The sequence below is a fragment of the Acinetobacter sp. 226-1 genome (assembly GCF_030329325.1).
Classification (GTDB): domain Bacteria; phylum Pseudomonadota; class Gammaproteobacteria; order Pseudomonadales; family Moraxellaceae; genus Acinetobacter; species Acinetobacter sichuanensis.
The window spans coordinates 27,030-46,463 of sequence record NZ_JACANU010000013.1 but is presented as its reverse complement, the minus strand read 5'-3'; the positions used below and the strand labels follow the sequence as shown (position 1 = coordinate 46,463).

The following is a 19,434-nucleotide window of genomic DNA, read 5'->3' as shown; positions in this document are numbered from 1 at the left end:
TGTATCCCTTAGATGTCCAAAACTTGTGGCTGTTGAGCAGCGTGTGGATGCTCAGTACCTGCATACACTTTCATTTTCTTGATCATTGCATAACCAAGAGGACCTTTTGGTAACATACCTTTAACTGCTTTTTCAAGAACAAGTTCAGGTTTGTGAGCGATTAACTTTTCAAAGTTAGTTTCGCGGATACCACCAGGGAAACCAGTGTGGCGATAGTATTTCTTATCAAGTGATTTTTTACCAGTCACTTGAACTTGCTCAGCATTGATAACAACGATGTAGTCACCAGTGTCAACGTGAGGCGTATAAGAAGTTTTGTGCTTACCGCGTAAACGACGAGCGATTTCAGTCGCAAGGCGACCTAAAGTTTTGCCAGAAGCATCAACAACGTACCAGTCGTGTTGAACTTCAGCTGGCTTAGCGCTGAGAGTTTTCATTAAACCACTACCTATTATAGTTGGTTTGGACTATGGAATCTGTCCAAACAAAAGGAGCGCGAATTCTACCTGAAACTTGAAGAATCCACAATCGAAATATAGAATTTCAAGGCAACTATCTTAATTCAAAGCACCTATAAATGAAAGTATTAAAGTAATATTTAAAGAAATGAGTGTTAAATAATCAAATTTTAATAAATAAGATATTGAATTTTAATAAATTTTAAAATAATGAAAAATATTTAAAATAAATGGATTAAATTGTTCCTGTATTGGTGTAAAAGTGAACTTTTATATGGCTATTTACCTGAGAGATTAGCAGCGTAAATTTTTTTGAGTGAATGAGCATGGCGAACACTTTTGATGTTTAGCTCATTGAGGTGAGAAAGGATTTTTTTGTTGAGTTGCCATCGCTGAATTTTCTATGTCAGAAAAGGGTATACTTACAAAAAGTCACCTTTTCGAGTGAGTCTTATGCGTCCTTTATATATTACTAGTGGTGAACCTGCTGGCATTGGTCCAGATATTTGTTTGAGTTTGGCAAGTCGTGTTGATGAACGACCAATCGTGGTATTGGCAGACATCAATATGCTGCGTGATCGTGCCAAGATACTTCAACAGAATATTCAAATCATTGAATATATGGGGCAAACAGCATCTTCTGTACAAGGTCAACTTTATGTCGAACATGTTCCTTTATATGAAGATGTGGTCTTAGGTGAACTGAACCCAAATAATGCAGCTTATGTATTAGAACAATTACGTCGCTCAGCTTATTATGCGATGCAAGGACAGAGTGTTGGTGTGGCAACTGCACCAGTACAAAAGTCTGTGATCAATGATGCAGGTATCCATTTTAGTGGTCATACCGAATATTATCAGGAGTTTGCAGGTGTAGAACGTGTGGTGATGATGCTTGCCACCAAAACCTTACGAGTTGCATTGGCAACGACACATTTACCCTTACGTGATGTTGCAGATGCCATTACCAAAACGCGTTTGCATCAAGTCATCGACATCTTGATTCATGATTTAAAAACTAAATTTAAAATTGAGCATCCTCATATTTTAGTCTGCGGTTTAAACCCACATGCTGGTGAGGGTGGATATTTAGGGCATGAAGAAATAGACACCATTAACCCTGTGCTTGAAACTTATAGAGCAGATGGCATCAAAATGAGTTTAAGTCTACCAGCAGATACTTTATTTACTCCTGAAAATTTAAAAGATGCAGATGCAGTTTTGGCAATGTATCACGATCAGGGTTTACCTGTGTTAAAGGCACAAGGTTTTGGTGAGGCGATCAATATTACTTTAGGTCTGCCATTTATTCGTACTTCGGTTGATCATGGGACTGCGCTTAGTCTGGCAGGTACTGGGTTAGCAAAAAGTTCAAGTTTGCAGGTTGCGGTAGATTTGGCACTTGAGTTGGCACGTAATCTATAAATTATTTTATTTAAATAGACCTCTTCAATAGATGAAAGCTAAAGTCTTGAAAATAATAAAAAGAAGATTTTAACTGAGTAGAAAGGCAATAAAAATAAACTCAATGAAGAGGTCGAATCATCATCACTTTATATATTTGAATCATAAGATAATTGATGAGCAGTTTTCATGGTTATAGGTCTAAAAAATGACGGCATACACATACAGTTTTTCAGGATATATCACGATCTAAGTCGACCTGTGTTAAAATATTCAGGCTTAGGTGAAGCATTTAATCGGCGTTTTGGCATCATTTATGCCATATTTTCAGAACTTTTAGTTTGAATTTAATCGCTCATTCTTCACTATTTTTTATCACTACTCTCATGTTGGAAATGTTTTATGTATCAAATTAATGCCTTAAACCCCAAAGACGAAGGGCATCACACGCGTAAGCGTTTTGGACAAAACTTTTTACATGACCAACGTGTGATTGCCAAAATTGTACGTTCTGTTGCACCGCGTTCAGGTGATAATATCGTTGAAATTGGACCAGGTCTGGCTGCACTGACTTCACCATTGATTGGTGAATGTGAGGCTTTAACTGTGGTTGAGTTAGACCGTGATTTGGCGGCAGGTTTACCTGGACGTGTACCGCATCCTGAGCGTTTGACGATTATTGAAACAGATGCTTTGAAATATGATTTTACTGAGCTTTTTCAGGAAAATCGTCCTTTACGTGTGGTCGGAAATTTACCTTATAACATTTCTACACCGTTACTTTTTCACCTCTTGGAATTTGGTGACAAAGTTAAAGACATGCACTTTATGCTGCAAAAAGAAGTGGTGGATCGTATCACTGCATCACCAAATACCAAGGAATATGGTCGTCTGTCTGTGATGATTCAATATTTCTGTAAGCCAACATTTTTATTTGAAGTACCTCCTGGTTCATTTAATCCACCGCCAAAAGTCACCTCTGCGGTGTTCCGTTTGGAACCTTACGCAACTAAACCAATTGTTGCTAAAAATGAAAAAGCTTTAGCACGTCTGGTTTCACATGTCTTTACTCAGCGCCGTAAAACTTTACGTAATAGCTTAAAAGGCATGTTGGCAGAAGATGGTTTTGAAAATGCAGGTGTAGACCCAATGGCACGTCCTGAAACCTTAACTTTGGCGCAATTTGTCGCATTGTCAGATCAAATGGTGGCTTAACTGATGACCCGTGCAACTCGATATAACTATGTGATTGGTGATGTTCAGGGCTGTTTTGAAGCCTTAAAAGCCTTACTCAAAGAGATTCAGTTTGATTCAGATCAGGACTTTATCTGGTTTGCAGGTGATTTGGTTGCACGTGGTGAAAACTCAGTGGGTGCGATCCGTTTCATCAAAAAACTCTGTGAACGTGGGGCTGCTGCTACGGTTTTGGGCAACCATGACCTGAACTTATTGGCGGTTGCACGTGGCATTAAAAAACTCAAGGATAAAGACCGCATAGATGATGTGATTCATGCGCTTGAAAGTGATGACTTAATAGAATGGTTACGTCGACAACCGCTATGTCTATTCCCCAATGCACAGACCGTTCTAACTCATGCAGGTATTCCTGCGATTTGGGATGTAGCACAAACGGCAAAACTCGCTCAAGAAGTTGAAGCTGTATTGGCAAATGATGATTTTGAGATACTCGATACATTCCTAAAAAAAATGTATGGTTCAGAACCAGATCTTTGGTCAGATGATTTACAAGGCAATGCACGTTTACGTTGCATTACCAATTATTTGACGCGTATGCGTTTGGCTGATGCAGAAGGACGTTTAGAATTTTCTTTTAAAGATGCTTTGGACGAACCAATGCCTGAAGGGTTTCAACCGTGGTTCGAATATCCATCTAAAGCGGCACAAAGCCATCAAGTTGTGTTTGGACATTGGGCTGCGTTACAAGGCAAAACGATTAATCCAAATATTCAAAATGTTGATGGTGGCTGTGTATGGGGGCATCAATTATTGGCTTATCGTTTAGAAGATCAAACGATGTTTAAGGTTGATAATCCTGTACCTTTGGATTTTTAAGTCTTTATTTAAAAATAATCCCACACTGCTGATGTCAGTCAGTTCAGTCCAATGATGCGATAAATTTGTAAAAATCTCCCTCCTTTGATGAAGGAGGGGTAAATGATTTAAAACATTTTTGTGGATTATTTTACAATTTATTATTGATGTTGGTTTGATCTTGGGTGTTATTCAAGACGAATCCATGTCTGACTGCGTCCTAATGCAGAAGTACCAATATATCCTCTAAGTCTTAACATTTTGCCATTTTGGTTAAGTTTTGCTTTGAGTTGATAGATTTTACCTGTTGCAGGATCAAGGATTTGCCCCTGATCATAATCTTTGTCTTTGATGAATTTTAGACCTGTAATAATATTCATCCCAAGAATGGGTTTATTTGTATATGGTGCTGGGCAGTCAGTACATAGTTGTTTTGGCGTATATCCTGGTCTAGGATTGATTTTAACAATGGTGCCTGTGTACAGATTATTACTGTCTTTTTTTAATAAAATCTGAGCTTTATTTTCCCCTGATTTGTCATCAATTTGTTGCCATAGACCAGAGATATCTTGTGCAAATAGGGTGGTATTTGCCCATAATCCGACAAGAAGTACTGCTATTTTAGTTTGGATTTTCATCTTATTTTCCCTGTGATAAGATTTGTTATCACGTATCATAGCGAATAAATAAAACATTAAACCAAGCGATGGTCAAGGCTTTGTTTTGAGAGCAGTGGTCGCTTATTTTTAATGCAATTTACTGTCGGATTTGTTATAAGATATTCATTGTATTAATTTTTAAATAATAAAAACATGATGAATATCAATTGCTTTGTGGTAGCTGAGTTGGGTTAATACGAATCCAAGTTTGGTTACGTCCAATCGTCGAAAAGCCATAATAGCCTCGAACACTGAGTTTCGTCCCATTTTGTGACATTTTGACTTTTAATTTATAAATACGACCAATATTCGGATCTAAAATTTTACCACTTTCATATTCGTAATTATTGATTGCTTTTAAGTCGGTGATGGCTTTCATACCTAAAATAGGTTTATTGGTATAAGGTGCAGGGCAATTGATACAGAACTCTTTGGGTTGATAACCAATGTGTGGGGTTATATGAACAATGACTCCAGAATAAGTACCATTGCTTTCTTTTTTGATTTCAACAATTCCTTTGGTCGCTCCTGTTTTGTCATCGATGGTTTGCCAAGAACCTGTAATATCCTGCGCAGATACCATCATACTCAAACATGCGAATGTAGATGCCCCAATGGTTTTAAATAAATTTCTCATGCCATTTTCTCAATTTAATTTTTAAAATGTATAACTTTCTTTTGAATAACGGTAAGTGTGTATTTTTTATTGCTTTTTATCAAATATTTTTTAATAAATGTGATTTTATTTACATTAATTGTTCAAAAGTGACATTTATTGCAAGGCTTTTTTATAAGAATAAAAATTCATTTGAGATGAGATCTAAACACCATCTCAAATGAAGAATAATTTGTTATTTAATAAAAAGAATAAATGTTGGTAACCAAATGGCAGTAAATACCGCATTAACTGCCATACCAAAAGCCGCATAACGTCCAGCAACAGCACCACGTTGCCAAGCTTGTGCAGTACCAATTGCATGCGCTGCGAGTCCTAAAGCTAAGCCTGATGCACGTTCATCATTGATATTTCTAAGGATGATCGATGAAAATGCAGCACCAATAACACCCGACAAGATGACAATTAAGATCACTAAGGAAATTGGTGAATGTAATAGCGTTGCAATATTAATCGCAATAGGTGTAGTCACCGCACGTGTTGCAAATGCCATGATGGTGGGTTCTGACATATGTAGTAAATACGCCAAACTCATTGGCAGAGCTACCGCACTTATACTCGCAAAAACTAAAATGCTGACTACTGATTTGATGGGTAAATCATCATAACGCATTGCAGCCAAAGGAATAGCAAGAGCCACGGTAACATAGCCTAATAAATGGCTAAAAATCGTATTCATTTGCGTATTATATTGTTCATAAGGAATTTTAAAGAGCATTAAAATTCCAATGACAAAGAACATGCCAATGACTAAAAGTGGTACTTGTGGAAAGCGTTTATTGACAGGTTTAGCTGCCAAATAAGCCACAAGGGTAATGAGGACGCCTGTTAAGACACTAAACATAATTGACTCCCTATAACCATTTTTTTGCCATTTTGGCATAAACCCAAAGCGGAATAAGTGTGCTGACAAACATAATGACTAAAAATAATGGAATTTCTTTGCCCATATTGACGAGCATCAATAATGAACCTGCACAAATAGGTAAAAAAGCAAATCCACTTTCTTTCATCAGTTTATTGTTGGTATCAACCAAGCGAGGTGGAATTTTTTTGAATTTACGCCAAATGACCAAGACAATCAAAAGGCTGAGTAAACCTGTTAAATTTCCTAGCTCAGGATGATTGAGTTGCCCCATGACCCATACAGAAGCTTCACGAAAGAAAATAATCATGGCTATGGTGAAGATCCATGCTTGCCAATCAATTTTTTTGAACAAGTTCATGCTATTTTTTAATCAATTAAATTTATATTTCACGTTTTAACCCATTCAGCGTTTAATTTCAAATTCTTCTAAAGGTCTTTTAAACTGTTGTGCTTTCTCACCGAGGATTTGATCAATCGGTAAATGTGCTTGTTTAATGAGCTGTTCAAGTTTATGTGGTGCCATCGTCACCAATAAATCTAGATTACCTTCATCATCATAATGTTCAGACTGAATAACATTTAATGCATAGAGTTGAGTGCGTAATTTTCCATATTCAGGTTTTAGGTGTACTTGGAAACTTTGAATCTGTCCCATTAAGCATTCTTGGACAGCTTTTTTTAATAAATCAAGACCTTGCTTGGAATGTGCAGAAACATAAACTCGACCTGGTCGGTGTGGTTTATCATAAATAATCTTCGCTTCTTCACCTGATTGATCAATTTTATTATAAACACGTAGGGTAGGAACATTGGCACCAATTTCTTTCAGTACACTTTCCACCGCATCAATCTGTTCCATCATGTCTGGACTACTAGAGTCAATCACATGAAGGAGTAATGTTGCCTCTAAGGTTTCCTCTAAAGTCGCTTTAAAGGATTCGACTAAAGAATGAGGAAGATTACGCACAAAACCAACAGTATCAGCAAGAACTAAAGCCCCGATTCCATCCCAGTTTAAACGGCGTAAGGTTGGGTCAAGTGTGGCAAATAGTTGATCGGCTGCATAGACTTCTGAGTCTGCCAAAATATTAAATAAAGTCGATTTTCCAGCATTGGTGTAGCCAACCAAAGATACCGTTGGAACAGCCGCTTTTTGACGAGCTGCACGACCTTGTAGACGTGTCTGACGCACTTTTTCGAGCTTATCTTTTAATTGACCCATACGAATACGGAGTAAACGACGGTCTGTTTCAAGTTGTGATTCACCTGGACCACGTAGCCCGATCCCCCCTTTTTGGCGCTCTAAGTGCGTCCATCCACGGACTAAACGTGTAGATAAATGTTCAAGCTGGGCAAGTTCAACTTGTAATTTACCCTCATGAGTACGCGCTCGTTGAGCAAAGATATCTAAGATTAAACCTGTACGGTCTATGACACGGCATTTTAAGATTTTTTCTAAATTACGTTCTTGTGCAGGGGATAAAGCATGGTCAAAAATAACGAGCTCTGCTTCTAAACTCTGGACGTATTCTGCAATTTCTTCAGCTTTACCTGAACCGATAAAAAGTTTTGGATCTGGTTTAATTCGTTGGGCACTAAGATGCTCTAAAATATCAGCACCTGCGGATTTGGCTAATAATCGAAATTCTTCGGTATCAATATCATCTAAAAGTTGAACATTAACGCTGACTAATATGGCACGTTCGCCACCTTGATATCGATCAAAATATTCCACAGATATTTAAACTCTCAAATAAATAGATAAAGCTCCATTCTAATGTAAATTTTTATGAAAAATGTAGTTATTGTCAAAGAATTGCAATAAATATTTTAGAGGTGAGAACAAGGCTGCCGCAGTATAAAATGACATAGCCGAGGAGTTTGTTGAAAGGTATTTTAATGCTAAGGTATTCAGAAATATGGATGTTTTTATGAATTTGCATGTGATCATTATCTCTCTTTTTGCCTATATTCGATTTGATTTATTTTAATCTGGATATATGTATATAAAAAATGCGCTTTAGTTGTCTGATTGTTGTGTTTATATGATCAATGCAACTTTCTGTATATCTGTATACAATGGTAAAGAAGTTTAATTTGATTAATATTTGCTTTAGTGAGCGTCTATGTCTCCACAAAACTCGACACAATCAACTGAAATAATCCAAAAAACTGCGAAGTTAAGCGCATTATCTAAAGTTTTTTTATACTCTAAAAAAGTTGCTTTAGGCACAACGGCTATTTCCCAAGGTTTTTATTTGGTTTTTCGTCATCAACTCTATAAAGACCCAAATAATCCAAAAAATACACGTTATGTACAATATTTTTGTCGCCGCTTGTGTGATGTTTTTAATATTGATGTAAAAATTCATGGCGATATTGCCCGTGAACCTGCTTTATGGGTCAGTAATCATGTGTCATGGTTAGATGTTGCTGTTTTAGGCTCGGCTGCACGAGTATTTTTTTTGGCAAAAGCTGAAATAGAACATTGGCCTGTACTGGGCAAACTGGCAAAAGGTGGTGGGACATTATTTATACAACGTGGCTCAGGTGATTCTATTCGTATTCGTGAACAAATTGCTGAGTTTTTAACGCATGATGTCCCTGTTTTGTTTTTCCCTGAAGCCACGACAACAGATGGCAGTAAAGTTAAAAAAGTACATGGTCGCATCTTAGGTGCAGCTTTAGAAGCACAAAAGCCTGTGCAAATTTGTTTGATTTGTTATGTTAATCAAGAGGGCAAGCTTGATACAGTTGCACCATTTATTGGAAATGCGACCTTTGCTGAACATGTGCAAGCTGTTCTTGAAATGCCGAAAGTGACAGCACATTTAAAAACATTGCCTGCGATCTCAGTGGAAGGGCATACTGTAGATACATTAACCAAATTGGTTCAACAAAAAATGCAAGATGGCTTAATGCAATTACAAGCAGAGGTTCTAAAACCGTAAAGCTCTAATGAATTTTATCAGGTGAATAAGGGTTTTATTCACCTGTTTAGTCATTTACATGAAGCCTTCAATAGGCAGCCAAGAAATAAATTTTACCCCTGCTTTTTGCCACCATTTCATTTTAGGTTCTTTACGAATCGTACGGATTTCTGTAGGCGTTGTGCGAATCCAATTGATTTTTTCTTGTGAATCTAAAACCAATTTATAAGCATAGCGCGTAAGATTTTTGTCCATAGTGGTATGTACTGTCTTCGCTAAAGGTTCACTATTTAAAATGACGCCTATTTCAGTATTTAAGTTTGCTGAGCGAGGGTCAAAATTAAAAGAGCCAATAAACACTTGTTTATCATCAAGTGCCATAAGTTTGGCATGCAAACTTGAGCGGCTTAAACCTTTTAGACTAATTTTAGTTTGTTTAGACAATTCTTTGATATTTTCATCGAGTTGATCCTCAGGAATTGCAGGTAAAAACTCGTATAATTCCACGCCATTTTTGAGTAAATTTTCTCGATATTTAGCATAAAAAGCATGGACTAACGCGACATCATTGGCTTTGAATGAGTTGGTTAATACTCGAACTTGCACACCACTTTGTGCCAGTTCAATCAGGCGTTCTTCACCTTCTTTTTGGGGAACAAAGTAGGCAGAGACTAAATCTACACTTTGTTCAGGTTTTGCTAAATGCGTGAGCATCTGAAAGTTTAAATGTTCTTCTTTTTTTGCTTTAGATTTTATTTTTTCAGGAGAATCTTTAATAACTTCGGCTTTCACCCAATCAAGTTGAATATGTTGATTTAACCAATTTTCAAAATCATTTGAATGCGAACTGAGATTCATATAATTTTGAGTGGTAATTTCTTGATAATGTTCGGTAAGTTGTTGCTTTAAACCTTCATAACGTAAGGTATATTTTTGATGGCTCACAATGTCACGTACAGGAAAAGCATAATCATTGTTCCAATATTCATCGAAAGAATGGTTAATATCTTCAACAGCCTGACCAACTAACATGACATCAACATCAGAAAACTGATAATTATCACTTATATTATAATATTGATTACTCATATTTCGCCCACCTATCAAACTGATTTGTTGATCAGCAGTGAAGGTTTTATTATGCATACGACGATTGATTCGTTTAAGGTCAATCACCATTTCAAAAGGACGGAATGAACGAAAATGATAAGGATTAAATAATTTTACATCAATATTCGCATGTTGATCTAATGCTAAATAGACCGCTTCCATATTTTTAGCGTTATTATCATCGATTAATAGACGAACTTTAACGCCTCTGTCCGCAGCTTGGATGATTTTATACAGTGCCAATGAGCCGATTTTGTCATTGTCCCAAATATAATATTGTAAATCTAAGGTTTTTTCTGCCTTATCAATCAGATGTATACGTGCTGCTATTGCATCAAAAGGATCATAGAGTATATGGAAACCTGTTAAATCTGGGTTTGCAGTTTTGAGTGGGCTGACAATTTTAGATAATGTGGTTGCTGTAGTGTCGGTATCTTTGGCATAAACAGGATGTGTCATTTGCTGTTTGGGTAAGGTATTACATGCTGGTAAACCGCAAACGATGACGGCAGAAAGTAACAACATTTTTGTATTAAAAATTTTGTGTTTGTTCGCCATTTGGTGGCTTTGTCGTATCGTATTACTGGTTTGCGTCATAATTTAATCTAAGAATTAACAGAGCTAGAGTATAATTGGCAATGTACAAAAGATAAATAAAGCGAGTAGGCGTTAATCGCCTTTTGAGATTTAGTATGTTGATGAACAATTCAATCATTTTTTATTTTTACCTATGTTTTATCCTTGTTGCTTTATGGGGAATCGCACAGGCTTGGCTGAGCCAATCACGTACTGAAACCATCCATCCTTTTAAATCCTTTGTGCATTTATTGGCATTTTACCTATCTTATTTATTATTTCCGTTGTTCTTTTTTAGTTTATATGCAGGCTGGGTTCATTATTTCTCTTTGCATCAAAGCATTTTTGTTTTCTTGTTATCGAGTTTATTGATATATGCACGCTTTATTGAACCACATTTGGTTCGTGTAGACTATCAACAATATAAATTAAGTCCTGATCAAGCTTTTCAGCGACCTTTTAAAGTTGCTTTAATTGCAGATTTACATATTGGTTTATTTTCAGGGCATGAGCGTCAGCTAAAAACAATTGTACGTAAAATCAATGAACAAAAACCAGATATAGTCGTGGTTGCTGGTGATTGGACGTATGAACCTGAAAATAAACTCGCTGAAGAATTGGCGGTTTTGAAAGAGATTGAAACCCCTATTTATTCAGTAAATGGCAATCATGATGAGCAATATCCTGGTCCACCCATTCAAGACTTATTAGCCCATGCTTTGAAAGTGAATAATGTTATGGATATTGAAGGGCAGATGGTTGAGTTTGACGATTTTCGTTTAATTGGGGTGGGGGATTTGTGGGCAGGTAAAACTGATATGCGCAGTATGCCTTTATTACCACAAGATAAACCTTGGCTAATTTTGTCGCATAACCCTGATACGGTTGATATGGTGCCGAAGTTACCAACACGTCCTTTAATGCTGGCAGGGCATACGCATGGAGGACAGGTACAATTGCCTTGGCTCACCAGTTATGTCATGAAAAAAGTATCGATTTTGGGGCATAAAAGAGGTTTGTATCAGCATGAAAATGCCGCTGTGTTTGTCAGTGTCGGTACAGGAATGGTGGGTGTACCTTTTCGTTTTTGTGTGCCGCCAACCATTGATATTATTGAGTTGAACTAAGCTAGGCTAAGTTTGCCTGAAAAAATGTTAGGCAGTTAAGTTAGGATCAGGACGTTCAGTATTGACTTGAATAAATCATTTAAAAGCTAAATCATTTTTTATTCATGATCTTAGTTGAAAAAAAATAAAGTAAATAAAAAGCCTGCATAGTTGCAGGCTTTTTATTACTAATCAAAGAATTAAATCTGGTTATTTACATCATCATTTTTTGTTTCACGAATTGCTAAGAAGGCAAGCAGTGAAAGAATCGACGCAGCCGTTAAATAATAACCCACCGCATATAAACCATAAGTTGTTGCCAGTTTCGTTGCAATCAATGGCGCAAAAGATGCACCAAAAATACCTGCAAGGTTAAAAGTCAACGCTGAACCTGTGTAACGTACAGAAGTTGGGAAAATTTCAGACAGTACAGTACCAATTGGACCATAGGTTAAACCCATGATAGCAAGACCTGTACATAAGAATAGAAACACAACAAGCGTATTGCCAGATTCCAACATAGTTGAAAAGACTAAACCAAATAATGCAGAAACAATACATACACCTATAGACGTTGCTTTACGACCAAATTTTTCTGCAAAAATTGCTGAAAGTGGAATAAAGGCAGCAAAGCAAAATGTTGCCAATAATTGCAGTTCTAAAAATTCTGCACGAGAATAACCGAGTTGAGTTGTACCCCAGTTTAAAGCAAATACAGTTGTTAAGTAGAACACAACAAAGGTACAGATCGCTGCGATTGTCCCAAGAATGAGCATACCCCAGTGTTTGGTTAACACTTCTTTAAATGGAATATTCACTTCTTTTTGTTTGTTTAAAACTTTTTGGAAGGCAGGTGTTTCGTGTAATTTTAAACGAATCCATAAACCGACAATCACCAATGCAGCACTGGCAATAAATGGAATACGCCAGCCCCATTGCATAAACTCAGCTTCAGACATAAAAGCGCCGAGTGTTAAGAATGAACCTGTTGCAAGAATGAACCCAATTGGAGCACCAAGTTGAGGGAACATGCCATACCAAGCACGTTTACCTTCAGGGGCATTTTCAGTTGCTAAAAGCACAGCACCAGACCATTCACCACCTAGACCTAAACCTTGACCTAAGCGACAAAGTGCCAGTAATAAGGGTGCCATGATTCCGATTTGATGATAGGTTGGGAGTAAACCAATACAAACGGTGGAAATCCCCATGGTGAGGAGTGCAGCAACCAGTGTGGCTTTACGCCCGATACGATCACCTAAATGCCCAAATAAAGCTGCACCAATAGGACGAGCAATAAAGGCGATGGCAAAAGTTGCTAAAGATTGAATAGTTGCGGTAGTTGGATCTGTGCTTGCAGGGAAGAACAGATGAGGGAAAATGATGACAGCTGCTGTTGCATAGATATAAAAATCAAAAAATTCGATCGTTGTACCTACGAGACTTGCAAAAAGTACACGTGTTTTTGAATTTGTCTGAACTTCTTCAGTCGCAGTAATATTAGATGACGCCATGGTAGACCTTACACTTTTAAAAGTAAAACTAGTTTCTAAAGCGTAATCTTTTTAAAAAAGGCGTAATTTCTTAAAAAAACAACGGGATCAATCCAAATACACTCGATCAGGGTCGCTGATATGTGAATGTTTAAGGATTAAATAACGTAAAGATAGATTGCAAAGAATTGTAATCCTGCCCCTATCAACACAAATATGTGCCAAATAGCATGCGTATATCTTACTCTTTTTAAGGCATAAAACAATGCGCCAATCGTATAAGCAAGCCCACCAGCGACCAATAATTGAATAGCTCCATTGGTCAGAAAGCGTTGCATATCATCCATTACAAGCACAGCGAGCCATCCCATCACCAAATAAGCGATCAGTGAAATTTTTTGAAAACGATGGATGAAAACTAACTTGAATAGTGTACCAATTGCTGCAATGATCCAAAGTGCAATAAGCAGGTAATGTGCTTTTGCTGTAGGAATGGCAATTGCCAAGAAAGGTGTATAAGTTCCAGCAATGAGATAATAAATAGCAGTATGATCTAATTTTTTATACCATTGACGTTTTTTTTCATCGACGGAAAAATGATAAATTGCAGAACTTGAAAATAATAAAACCATGCTTAAGCCATAAACAACTAAGCCAAAAAATTGCCAAAAAGGTAAATAACTGCCTTTGACCAACATAAAAATCATCGCAATCGCTGCAAATACTGCACCAATAGCATGACTAATTGCATTAATACGTTCTTCTTGGGGAGCATAGACGTGAATTAGATCTGAATTCATGGTTATAATTTTCTTAAAAATACATTTGTATAATAATGGAGTTTTACCTTTAAAGTAAGAACATTTAAAATGCTAATTTGAATCTATACGAGTTTGTACTATGTCACAGTTGGCTTCGATGTCCGAGCAGGAACAACAATTTATCAATGCTGTACAGCAAGCCATTGAAACACAAGATTTTGATAGACTAATTTTAAGTCAATATAAAGGTGAATTAGCACAATTAGAAAAAATGACTTTTCGTATCATTTCTTTACAAGATCAGTTCATGATGAGTTGTTTATATCGTTATAAAACCCAAGATGTGACCAAAAACTACGCCATGGATGAAAGTTTTGCTGTCATTCAGCAACTTTTTGCACAATGTAAACAAGCCAATCTATTTAGCACCGAACAAGAAATTCAACTGAAAAAAAATAAGAAAAAAGCATTATTAACTTATAGTAAAACTGCACCTCAAGTGAAGCAACAGGAGCAACAACATGATCGTCAAAAACATCGTTATGTAGATCAGGACAGCTACTTTTTACAGCCTTTAGGCATTACCGATAGCAAAGCACAGCTTATTCCAAGTATGGCAAGAAAATGGAAGCAGATTAATAAATTTGTTGAAATCTTTTCAGGTGCTTTAGATAAAATTGATCATCAAGATCAAGCTTTGCAAGTGGTCGATTTTGGTTCTGGTAAAGGTTATTTAACGTTTGCACTATATGATTATTTAGAAAAAAATCAGATTATTCCTCATGTTACAGGTGTTGAGCTCAATCCTAAAATGGTCGAGTTTTGCCAAAAAGTAGCGACACAATCAGCTTTTAAGCATTTAGATTTTTTCCAAGGTGATGTACGTACTTATGCACCTGAAAAACTAGATGTCATGATTGCTTTACATGCTTGTGATGTTGCAACAGATTTTGCGATTCATACAGGAATTCGTTTGAATGCACAAATGATCATGTGCGCACCATGTTGTCATAAAGAGTTGCGCCCACAATTAAACAGCCCTAAAGTGCTTGCACCGATGTTGCAGTTTGGCATTCATGCAGGACAACAAGCGGAAATGTTGACAGATACTATTCACGCGTTATTGCTCAATGCTTATGGTTATGACACCAAAGTTTTTGAATTTGTTGCTTTGGAACATACCAGTAAAAATAAAATGATTTTGGCGACCAAACGTCAGAATTTTACTGCACCTGATGAACAGGTTTTAGCGCAAATTGCAGCTTTAAAAGACATGTATGGCGTTCAAAAACATTCTTTAGAACTCTTACTCAACGATCAATGGGATCAACAAGGTATTGGTTCTAAGTGTTAATGAGATGAAAAAAAAAAGATGCTTTGAATGAAGCATCTTTTTAAAATCAGACGTTTGAAACAGAATTAATTGAAGAAATTGAACAGTAAATAAAAAATAGATTTAAGTTAAAGCTGTTTTAAAATATCGAAAATTAAACACAAGGTAAAAAGTTTGATGTCAGATTATGTCATTCGTAGTGGTTCTTGGGCATTGTTAGAAACTGAAGCGAAAATGGTTCGTACAGAGGTTTTTATTAAAGAACAAAATATTGCGGCAGCCGATGAATGGGATCTAGAAGATCGAAAGTCTTTACATTTTATTGTATATGATCAAAATCAAGCCATTGCAACAGCACGATTACTTGAAAATCATAGTATTGGGCGAGTTGCTGTATTAAATCAATATCGTGGCAAAGGAATAGGGCGAATACTCATGCGCCATATTATGGATGTTGGGCAACAACAAAAAAGACCCTATTTAAAATTATCAGCACAGGTTCATGCGATTGGTTTTTATCAAAGTTTAGCTTTTGAAGTGAAAGGTGAGGAGTATCTCGATTGTGGGATTCCACATGTTGATATGTTTTTTATGAATTGATTGGATGGTTTTAAAATTTGAGTGTCATTTAAAAATTGTAACCTGTTTTTTAAACATGAACAAAGGAGTAGAAAGGTGATAAAAGCCATTATTTTTGATTTAGATCAAACTCTTTTAGACCGAATAGGTTCACTAAAGCGATTTTTAAACTGGCAAATCAATTTTTTGCAACTTGTACCAAATGCTCAAAAACAACAGTTTATACAACGTTTTATTGAGCTTGATGCCAATGGTTCAGTATGGAAAGATGTGGTTTATCAACAGTTAACCATTGAGTTTAAGATCACACAGTTTTCTGTAGCATTTTTATTAGATCTATATTTGCATGATTTTAATCGTTTTTGTTTGGCTTTTGAGGGTGTTGAACACAGTATTCAACAACTGTATCAGGATGGTTATCAACTTGCTTTGGTTTCAAATGGCAGAACACCTTTTCAAGAGCATAACTTTAAGGCTTTAGGATTAAATGAGTATTTTTCAACCATTATTGTGTCTGAGGCGGTAGGCATACGGAAACCAGAAACTGCAATATTTAATTTGGCAAGTCAAAGACTGGGTGTAAAACCTGAACAATGCATTTTTATTGGTGATCATGAGCAAGCAGATATTTTAGGTGCAAAAAGAGCCAAAATGAAAACGATCTTTTTTAATGAAGATATCAATATAAATTCTAATTATGCTGATGAAAATTTACACCATTTTTCTGATCTTATTCTGATATTGAAAAAGATAAAATGGACAAAAAAGGTTTTATCTTAGTGAAAGAGAAGTCTTTTAAGATAAAACCATAATATTTTTTTAATGAGAATTATGTTCTGAATGCGCCTCTGCATTGCCATGTTGCATATGAGACATTTCACCTGATGCAGCGTTTCTTTGTTTTTCTGCTTCAGCGAGTGCTTCTTGTGACATTACAGGTGCATTTTTAAAAGCAGTTTGATTACTCACAGCCTGTTGTTTACTTGGCATATAGTCTGGTTCATTTTCCATTGCTAAATAAAAAATACCAAGAAATAAAATACTTAGAATAAAGGCAATGAAAAGACCTTTCCAACCTTTTTTTTCATCTGCGATTTTTTGAGACTCAACAGCATTTGACATGGGAGTATTCCAAATTTAAAAAATGAGAATCTATGTAATGTTATAACACAAAATATGAAATTATCCGACGAGTTTTTTAAATAAGACCTTAAAATTATTATGGGTTTCTAAATGCTTTAATTTTAAAAACAAAAAAGAGGTATAAATACCTCTTTTTTAAGAACTTAAATGATTAATCAATTTTACCACTTGCTACTTTGTCTTTGAGCAACTGTGGTGCTTTAAAACGTTCGCCATATTTAGCTTCGAGTTCATTGGCACGTGCCAATGCTTTGTCTAAACCGTATTGATTTAAGAATTGAATTGCACCACCTGTCCATGGCGCAAAACCGATACCGAAAATTGAACCGATATTGGCATCCACCACAGATTCCAATACATTTTCTTCGTAGCAACGTAAAGTATCGAGTGACTGAACAAACAAAATACGATCAATCATTTCTTGTTCAGAAATATCAACGTCTTGTTTCCAATGGCTTAGACCATCCCAAAGATGTTTTTTACCACCTTCTGGATAATCATAGAAACCCGCGCCTGCCGCTTTACCTTTACGGTTAAACTCATGGATCATGGTTTTCAAGACATCTTCAGAAGGAGAGTGTGCTAAGTCTTTGCCTTCCGCTTGGAGTGCCTTACGGGTTTCATTGGTTACATGTTCAGATAAAGTCAAAGCAACTTCGTCCTGAATCGCCAATGGACCGACTGGCATACCTGCTTTGAGTGCTGCCATTTCAATACGTGCAGGATGCACACCTTCAGCAAGCAAACGCAGACCTTCATTCACAAATGTACCGAAGACTCGACTGGTGAAGAAACCACGGCTATCGTTCACTACGATCGGCGTTTTGCCAATTTGCTGAACGTAATCGTAGGCTTTTGCTAAAGTTTCAGCAGAGGTATTTTGTCCTTTGATGATTTCAACCAAAGGCATTTTGTCGACTGGGCTAAAGAAGTGTAAACCAATGAAGTTTTTATCATCTTTAGACGCTTTTGCCAGACCTGTAATTGGCAATGTCGAGGTATTTGATGCAAATACACCACCATCCGCAAGGAAAGCTTCGGCTTCTTGAGTCACTTTGGCTTTAAGTTCTTGATTTTCAAAAACAGCTTCAATGATTAAATCACAGCCTTGTAGATCGGCTGCATCAGCCGTTGCAGTGATCAGGCTTAAGACTTGGTCACGTTTCTCAGCGGTCATACGACCTTGTGAAACTTTTTTGTCCAAAAGTTTTTGGCTGTATGCTTTGCCTTTTTCTGCATTTTCAACAGAAACGTCTTTGAGTACCACAGCAATGCCTTTGGTCACCGTTGAGTAAGCAATACCTGCACCCATCATCCCTGCGCCCAATACACCGACTTTGGTGGCTTGCCATTTTGCGACATCTTTCGGGCGGCTTGCACCTGCTTTGATGGCATTTAGACCATGCCAAAACGTACCGATCATGTTTTTCGCCACTTGACCCGTTGCAAGGTAAGTGAAATAACGTGATTCGATGGTGAGCGCTGTATCGACATCGACCTGAGCACCTTCAACCGCTGCCGCCATGATCGCTTCAGGTGCAGGGTAGCAACCTTTGGTTTTGTCACGCAGCATTGCAGGGGCAATTGCCAGAATCTGTGCCACTGCAGGTGTTTTAGGGTCACCGCCAGGGATTTTATAACCTTTTACATCAAATGGTTGTTGTGATTTTGGATTGGCTTTGACCCATGCGATGGATTTTTCCAGCAACTCATCAAGTGAGTCCGCAGTATCGTGAATCAGACCTAAAGATTTGGCTTTATCGACACCAAACTGTTTGCCTTCCATTAAGAATGGGAATGCATTTTGTAGACCCAACAGGCGTACCATACGCACGATGCCGCCACCGCCTGGGAGTAAACCTAAAGTCACTTCAGGCAGACCAAACTTAGACTTCGGATCATTCAATGCGATACGGGCATGACAGCCAAGCGCGATTTCCCAACCACCACCAAGCGCTGTGCCATTGAGTGCTGCAACCACAGGTACACCTAAAGTTTCGATGTAACGTAGTTCTTTTTTCATCAGTTCAACGACAGCCATGAATTCTTTGGCATCTTCAGGACGTGCCTGAATTAAATCATCCAAATCACCGCCTGCAAAGAAGGTTTTTTTCGCTGAACGGAAAATGATGCCTGTGATACCCGATTCTGCTTTTAATTTTTCAACTGTTTCCGTCAATGCTTTTTGAAAGTCAGCATTCATGGTGTTTGCAGATTGGTTTGGAGAGTCTAAAGTCAGAATAACAATGCCGTCCGCATTTTTTTCAAATTGAATTGCGCTCATTC

The 19,434-nt window shown here is 37.1% G+C and carries 19 protein-coding genes; 8 read left to right on the top strand and 11 right to left on the bottom strand.

Features of this window, described 5'->3' with window-relative positions:
- Nucleotides 1–8: 8 nt before the first annotated feature.
- Nucleotides 9–437 carry a 50S ribosomal protein L13 gene (gene rplM / locus HX124_RS15245; protein WP_107008114.1) on the bottom strand — a complete coding sequence of 143 codons (429 nt, stop codon included), beginning with the start codon at nt 435–437 and terminating at the stop codon, nt 9–11.
- A gap of 474 nt (nt 438–911) precedes the next feature.
- Here rplM and pdxA point away from each other — a divergent pair, with 474 nt between their 5' ends.
- The 3 genes from pdxA (at nt 912) to HX124_RS15230 (ending at nt 3,935) form a co-directional block, all read left to right on the top strand.
- The gene (gene pdxA, locus HX124_RS15240) at nt 912–1,883 is read left to right on the top strand and encodes a 4-hydroxythreonine-4-phosphate dehydrogenase PdxA (RefSeq protein WP_286383819.1); all 972 of its coding nucleotides are present in this window, start codon (nt 912–914) and stop codon (nt 1,881–1,883) included.
- Between the two features lie 381 nt (nt 1,884–2,264).
- On the top strand, nt 2,265–3,077 hold the full coding sequence (rsmA, locus tag HX124_RS15235) for a 16S rRNA (adenine(1518)-N(6)/adenine(1519)-N(6))-dimethyltransferase RsmA (RefSeq protein WP_107008116.1): 813 nt from the start codon (nt 2,265–2,267) through the stop codon (nt 3,075–3,077).
- A 3-nt stretch (nt 3,078–3,080) separates the two neighbouring features.
- Nucleotides 3,081–3,935 carry a symmetrical bis(5'-nucleosyl)-tetraphosphatase gene (locus tag HX124_RS15230; protein WP_286383820.1) on the top strand — a complete coding sequence of 285 codons (855 nt, stop codon included), beginning with the start codon at nt 3,081–3,083 and terminating at the stop codon, nt 3,933–3,935.
- A 167-nt stretch (nt 3,936–4,102) separates the two neighbouring features.
- Here HX124_RS15230 and HX124_RS15225 read toward each other — a convergent pair whose 3' ends face one another.
- From HX124_RS15225 to hflX, 5 genes are all read right to left on the bottom strand, one after another.
- Nucleotides 4,103–4,552: a DUF2147 domain-containing protein gene (locus HX124_RS15225; protein WP_286383821.1), complete on the bottom strand. Its 450-nt coding sequence runs from the start codon at nt 4,550–4,552 to the stop codon at nt 4,103–4,105.
- 184 nt (nt 4,553–4,736) lie between these two features.
- Nucleotides 4,737–5,210 (bottom strand): DUF2147 domain-containing protein, encoded by a 474-nt coding sequence (locus HX124_RS15220; RefSeq protein WP_502872836.1) that lies wholly within the window; start codon nt 5,208–5,210, stop codon nt 4,737–4,739.
- 214 nt (nt 5,211–5,424) lie between these two features.
- A complete protein-coding gene (locus tag HX124_RS15215; RefSeq protein WP_286383822.1) occupies nt 5,425–6,093 on the bottom strand; it encodes an LrgB family protein in 669 nt (222 codons plus the stop codon).
- 10 nt (nt 6,094–6,103) lie between these two features.
- On the bottom strand, nt 6,104–6,475 hold the full coding sequence (locus HX124_RS15210) for a hypothetical protein (RefSeq protein ID WP_286383823.1): 372 nt from the start codon (nt 6,473–6,475) through the stop codon (nt 6,104–6,106).
- 45 nt (nt 6,476–6,520) lie between these two features.
- On the bottom strand, nt 6,521–7,852 hold the full coding sequence (hflX, locus tag HX124_RS15205; RefSeq protein ID WP_107008121.1) for a ribosome rescue GTPase HflX: 1,332 nt from the start codon (nt 7,850–7,852) through the stop codon (nt 6,521–6,523).
- 391 nt (nt 7,853–8,243) lie between these two features.
- Between hflX and HX124_RS15200 the strand changes: the two genes are divergently transcribed.
- Entirely contained in the window at nt 8,244–9,068 is an 825-nt protein-coding gene (locus HX124_RS15200) for a lysophospholipid acyltransferase family protein (RefSeq protein ID WP_286383824.1), read from the top strand.
- Between the two features lie 54 nt (nt 9,069–9,122).
- Here the strand turns inward: HX124_RS15200 and HX124_RS15195 are convergent, their stop codons facing one another.
- Entirely contained in the window at nt 9,123–10,754 is a 1,632-nt protein-coding gene (locus tag HX124_RS15195; RefSeq protein ID WP_502872768.1) for a phospholipase D family protein, read from the bottom strand.
- 95 nt (nt 10,755–10,849) lie between these two features.
- On the opposite strand from HX124_RS15195, the gene HX124_RS15190 reads away from it, so the two are divergent.
- Entirely contained in the window at nt 10,850–11,860 is a 1,011-nt protein-coding gene (locus tag HX124_RS15190) for a metallophosphoesterase (protein ID WP_286383825.1), read from the top strand.
- Nucleotides 11,861–12,039: 179 nt separating this feature from the next.
- On the opposite strand, the gene HX124_RS15185 is transcribed toward HX124_RS15190, so the two are convergent.
- Nucleotides 12,040–13,353, bottom strand: a complete 1,314-nt coding sequence (locus HX124_RS15185; protein WP_286383826.1) for an MFS transporter — start codon at nt 13,351–13,353, stop codon at nt 12,040–12,042.
- Between the two features lie 137 nt (nt 13,354–13,490).
- On the bottom strand, nt 13,491–14,132 hold the full coding sequence (trhA, locus tag HX124_RS15180; protein WP_286383827.1) for a PAQR family membrane homeostasis protein TrhA: 642 nt from the start codon (nt 14,130–14,132) through the stop codon (nt 13,491–13,493).
- Nucleotides 14,133–14,232: 100 nt separating this feature from the next.
- Here trhA and HX124_RS15175 point away from each other — a divergent pair, with 100 nt between their 5' ends.
- The 3 genes from HX124_RS15175 (at nt 14,233) to HX124_RS15165 (ending at nt 16,785) form a co-directional block, all read left to right on the top strand.
- Nucleotides 14,233–15,447 carry a class I SAM-dependent methyltransferase gene (locus HX124_RS15175; protein WP_286383828.1) on the top strand — a complete coding sequence of 405 codons (1,215 nt, stop codon included), beginning with the start codon at nt 14,233–14,235 and terminating at the stop codon, nt 15,445–15,447.
- A gap of 156 nt (nt 15,448–15,603) precedes the next feature.
- Complete coding sequence (locus HX124_RS15170; RefSeq protein ID WP_286383830.1) at nt 15,604–16,026, top strand: GNAT family N-acetyltransferase; 423 nt, start codon at nt 15,604–15,606, stop codon at nt 16,024–16,026.
- A gap of 75 nt (nt 16,027–16,101) precedes the next feature.
- A complete protein-coding gene (locus HX124_RS15165) occupies nt 16,102–16,785 on the top strand; it encodes an HAD family hydrolase (protein WP_286383831.1) in 684 nt (227 codons plus the stop codon).
- A gap of 39 nt (nt 16,786–16,824) precedes the next feature.
- On the opposite strand, the gene HX124_RS15160 is transcribed toward HX124_RS15165, so the two are convergent.
- Together HX124_RS15160 and HX124_RS15155 are read right to left on the bottom strand one after the other, a co-directional pair.
- A complete protein-coding gene (locus HX124_RS15160) occupies nt 16,825–17,127 on the bottom strand; it encodes a hypothetical protein (RefSeq protein ID WP_286378274.1) in 303 nt (100 codons plus the stop codon).
- 172 nt (nt 17,128–17,299) lie between these two features.
- Entirely contained in the window at nt 17,300–19,432 is a 2,133-nt protein-coding gene (locus tag HX124_RS15155) for a 3-hydroxyacyl-CoA dehydrogenase NAD-binding domain-containing protein (protein ID WP_286383832.1), read from the bottom strand.
- Between the last annotated feature and the right edge of the window lie 2 nt (nt 19,433–19,434).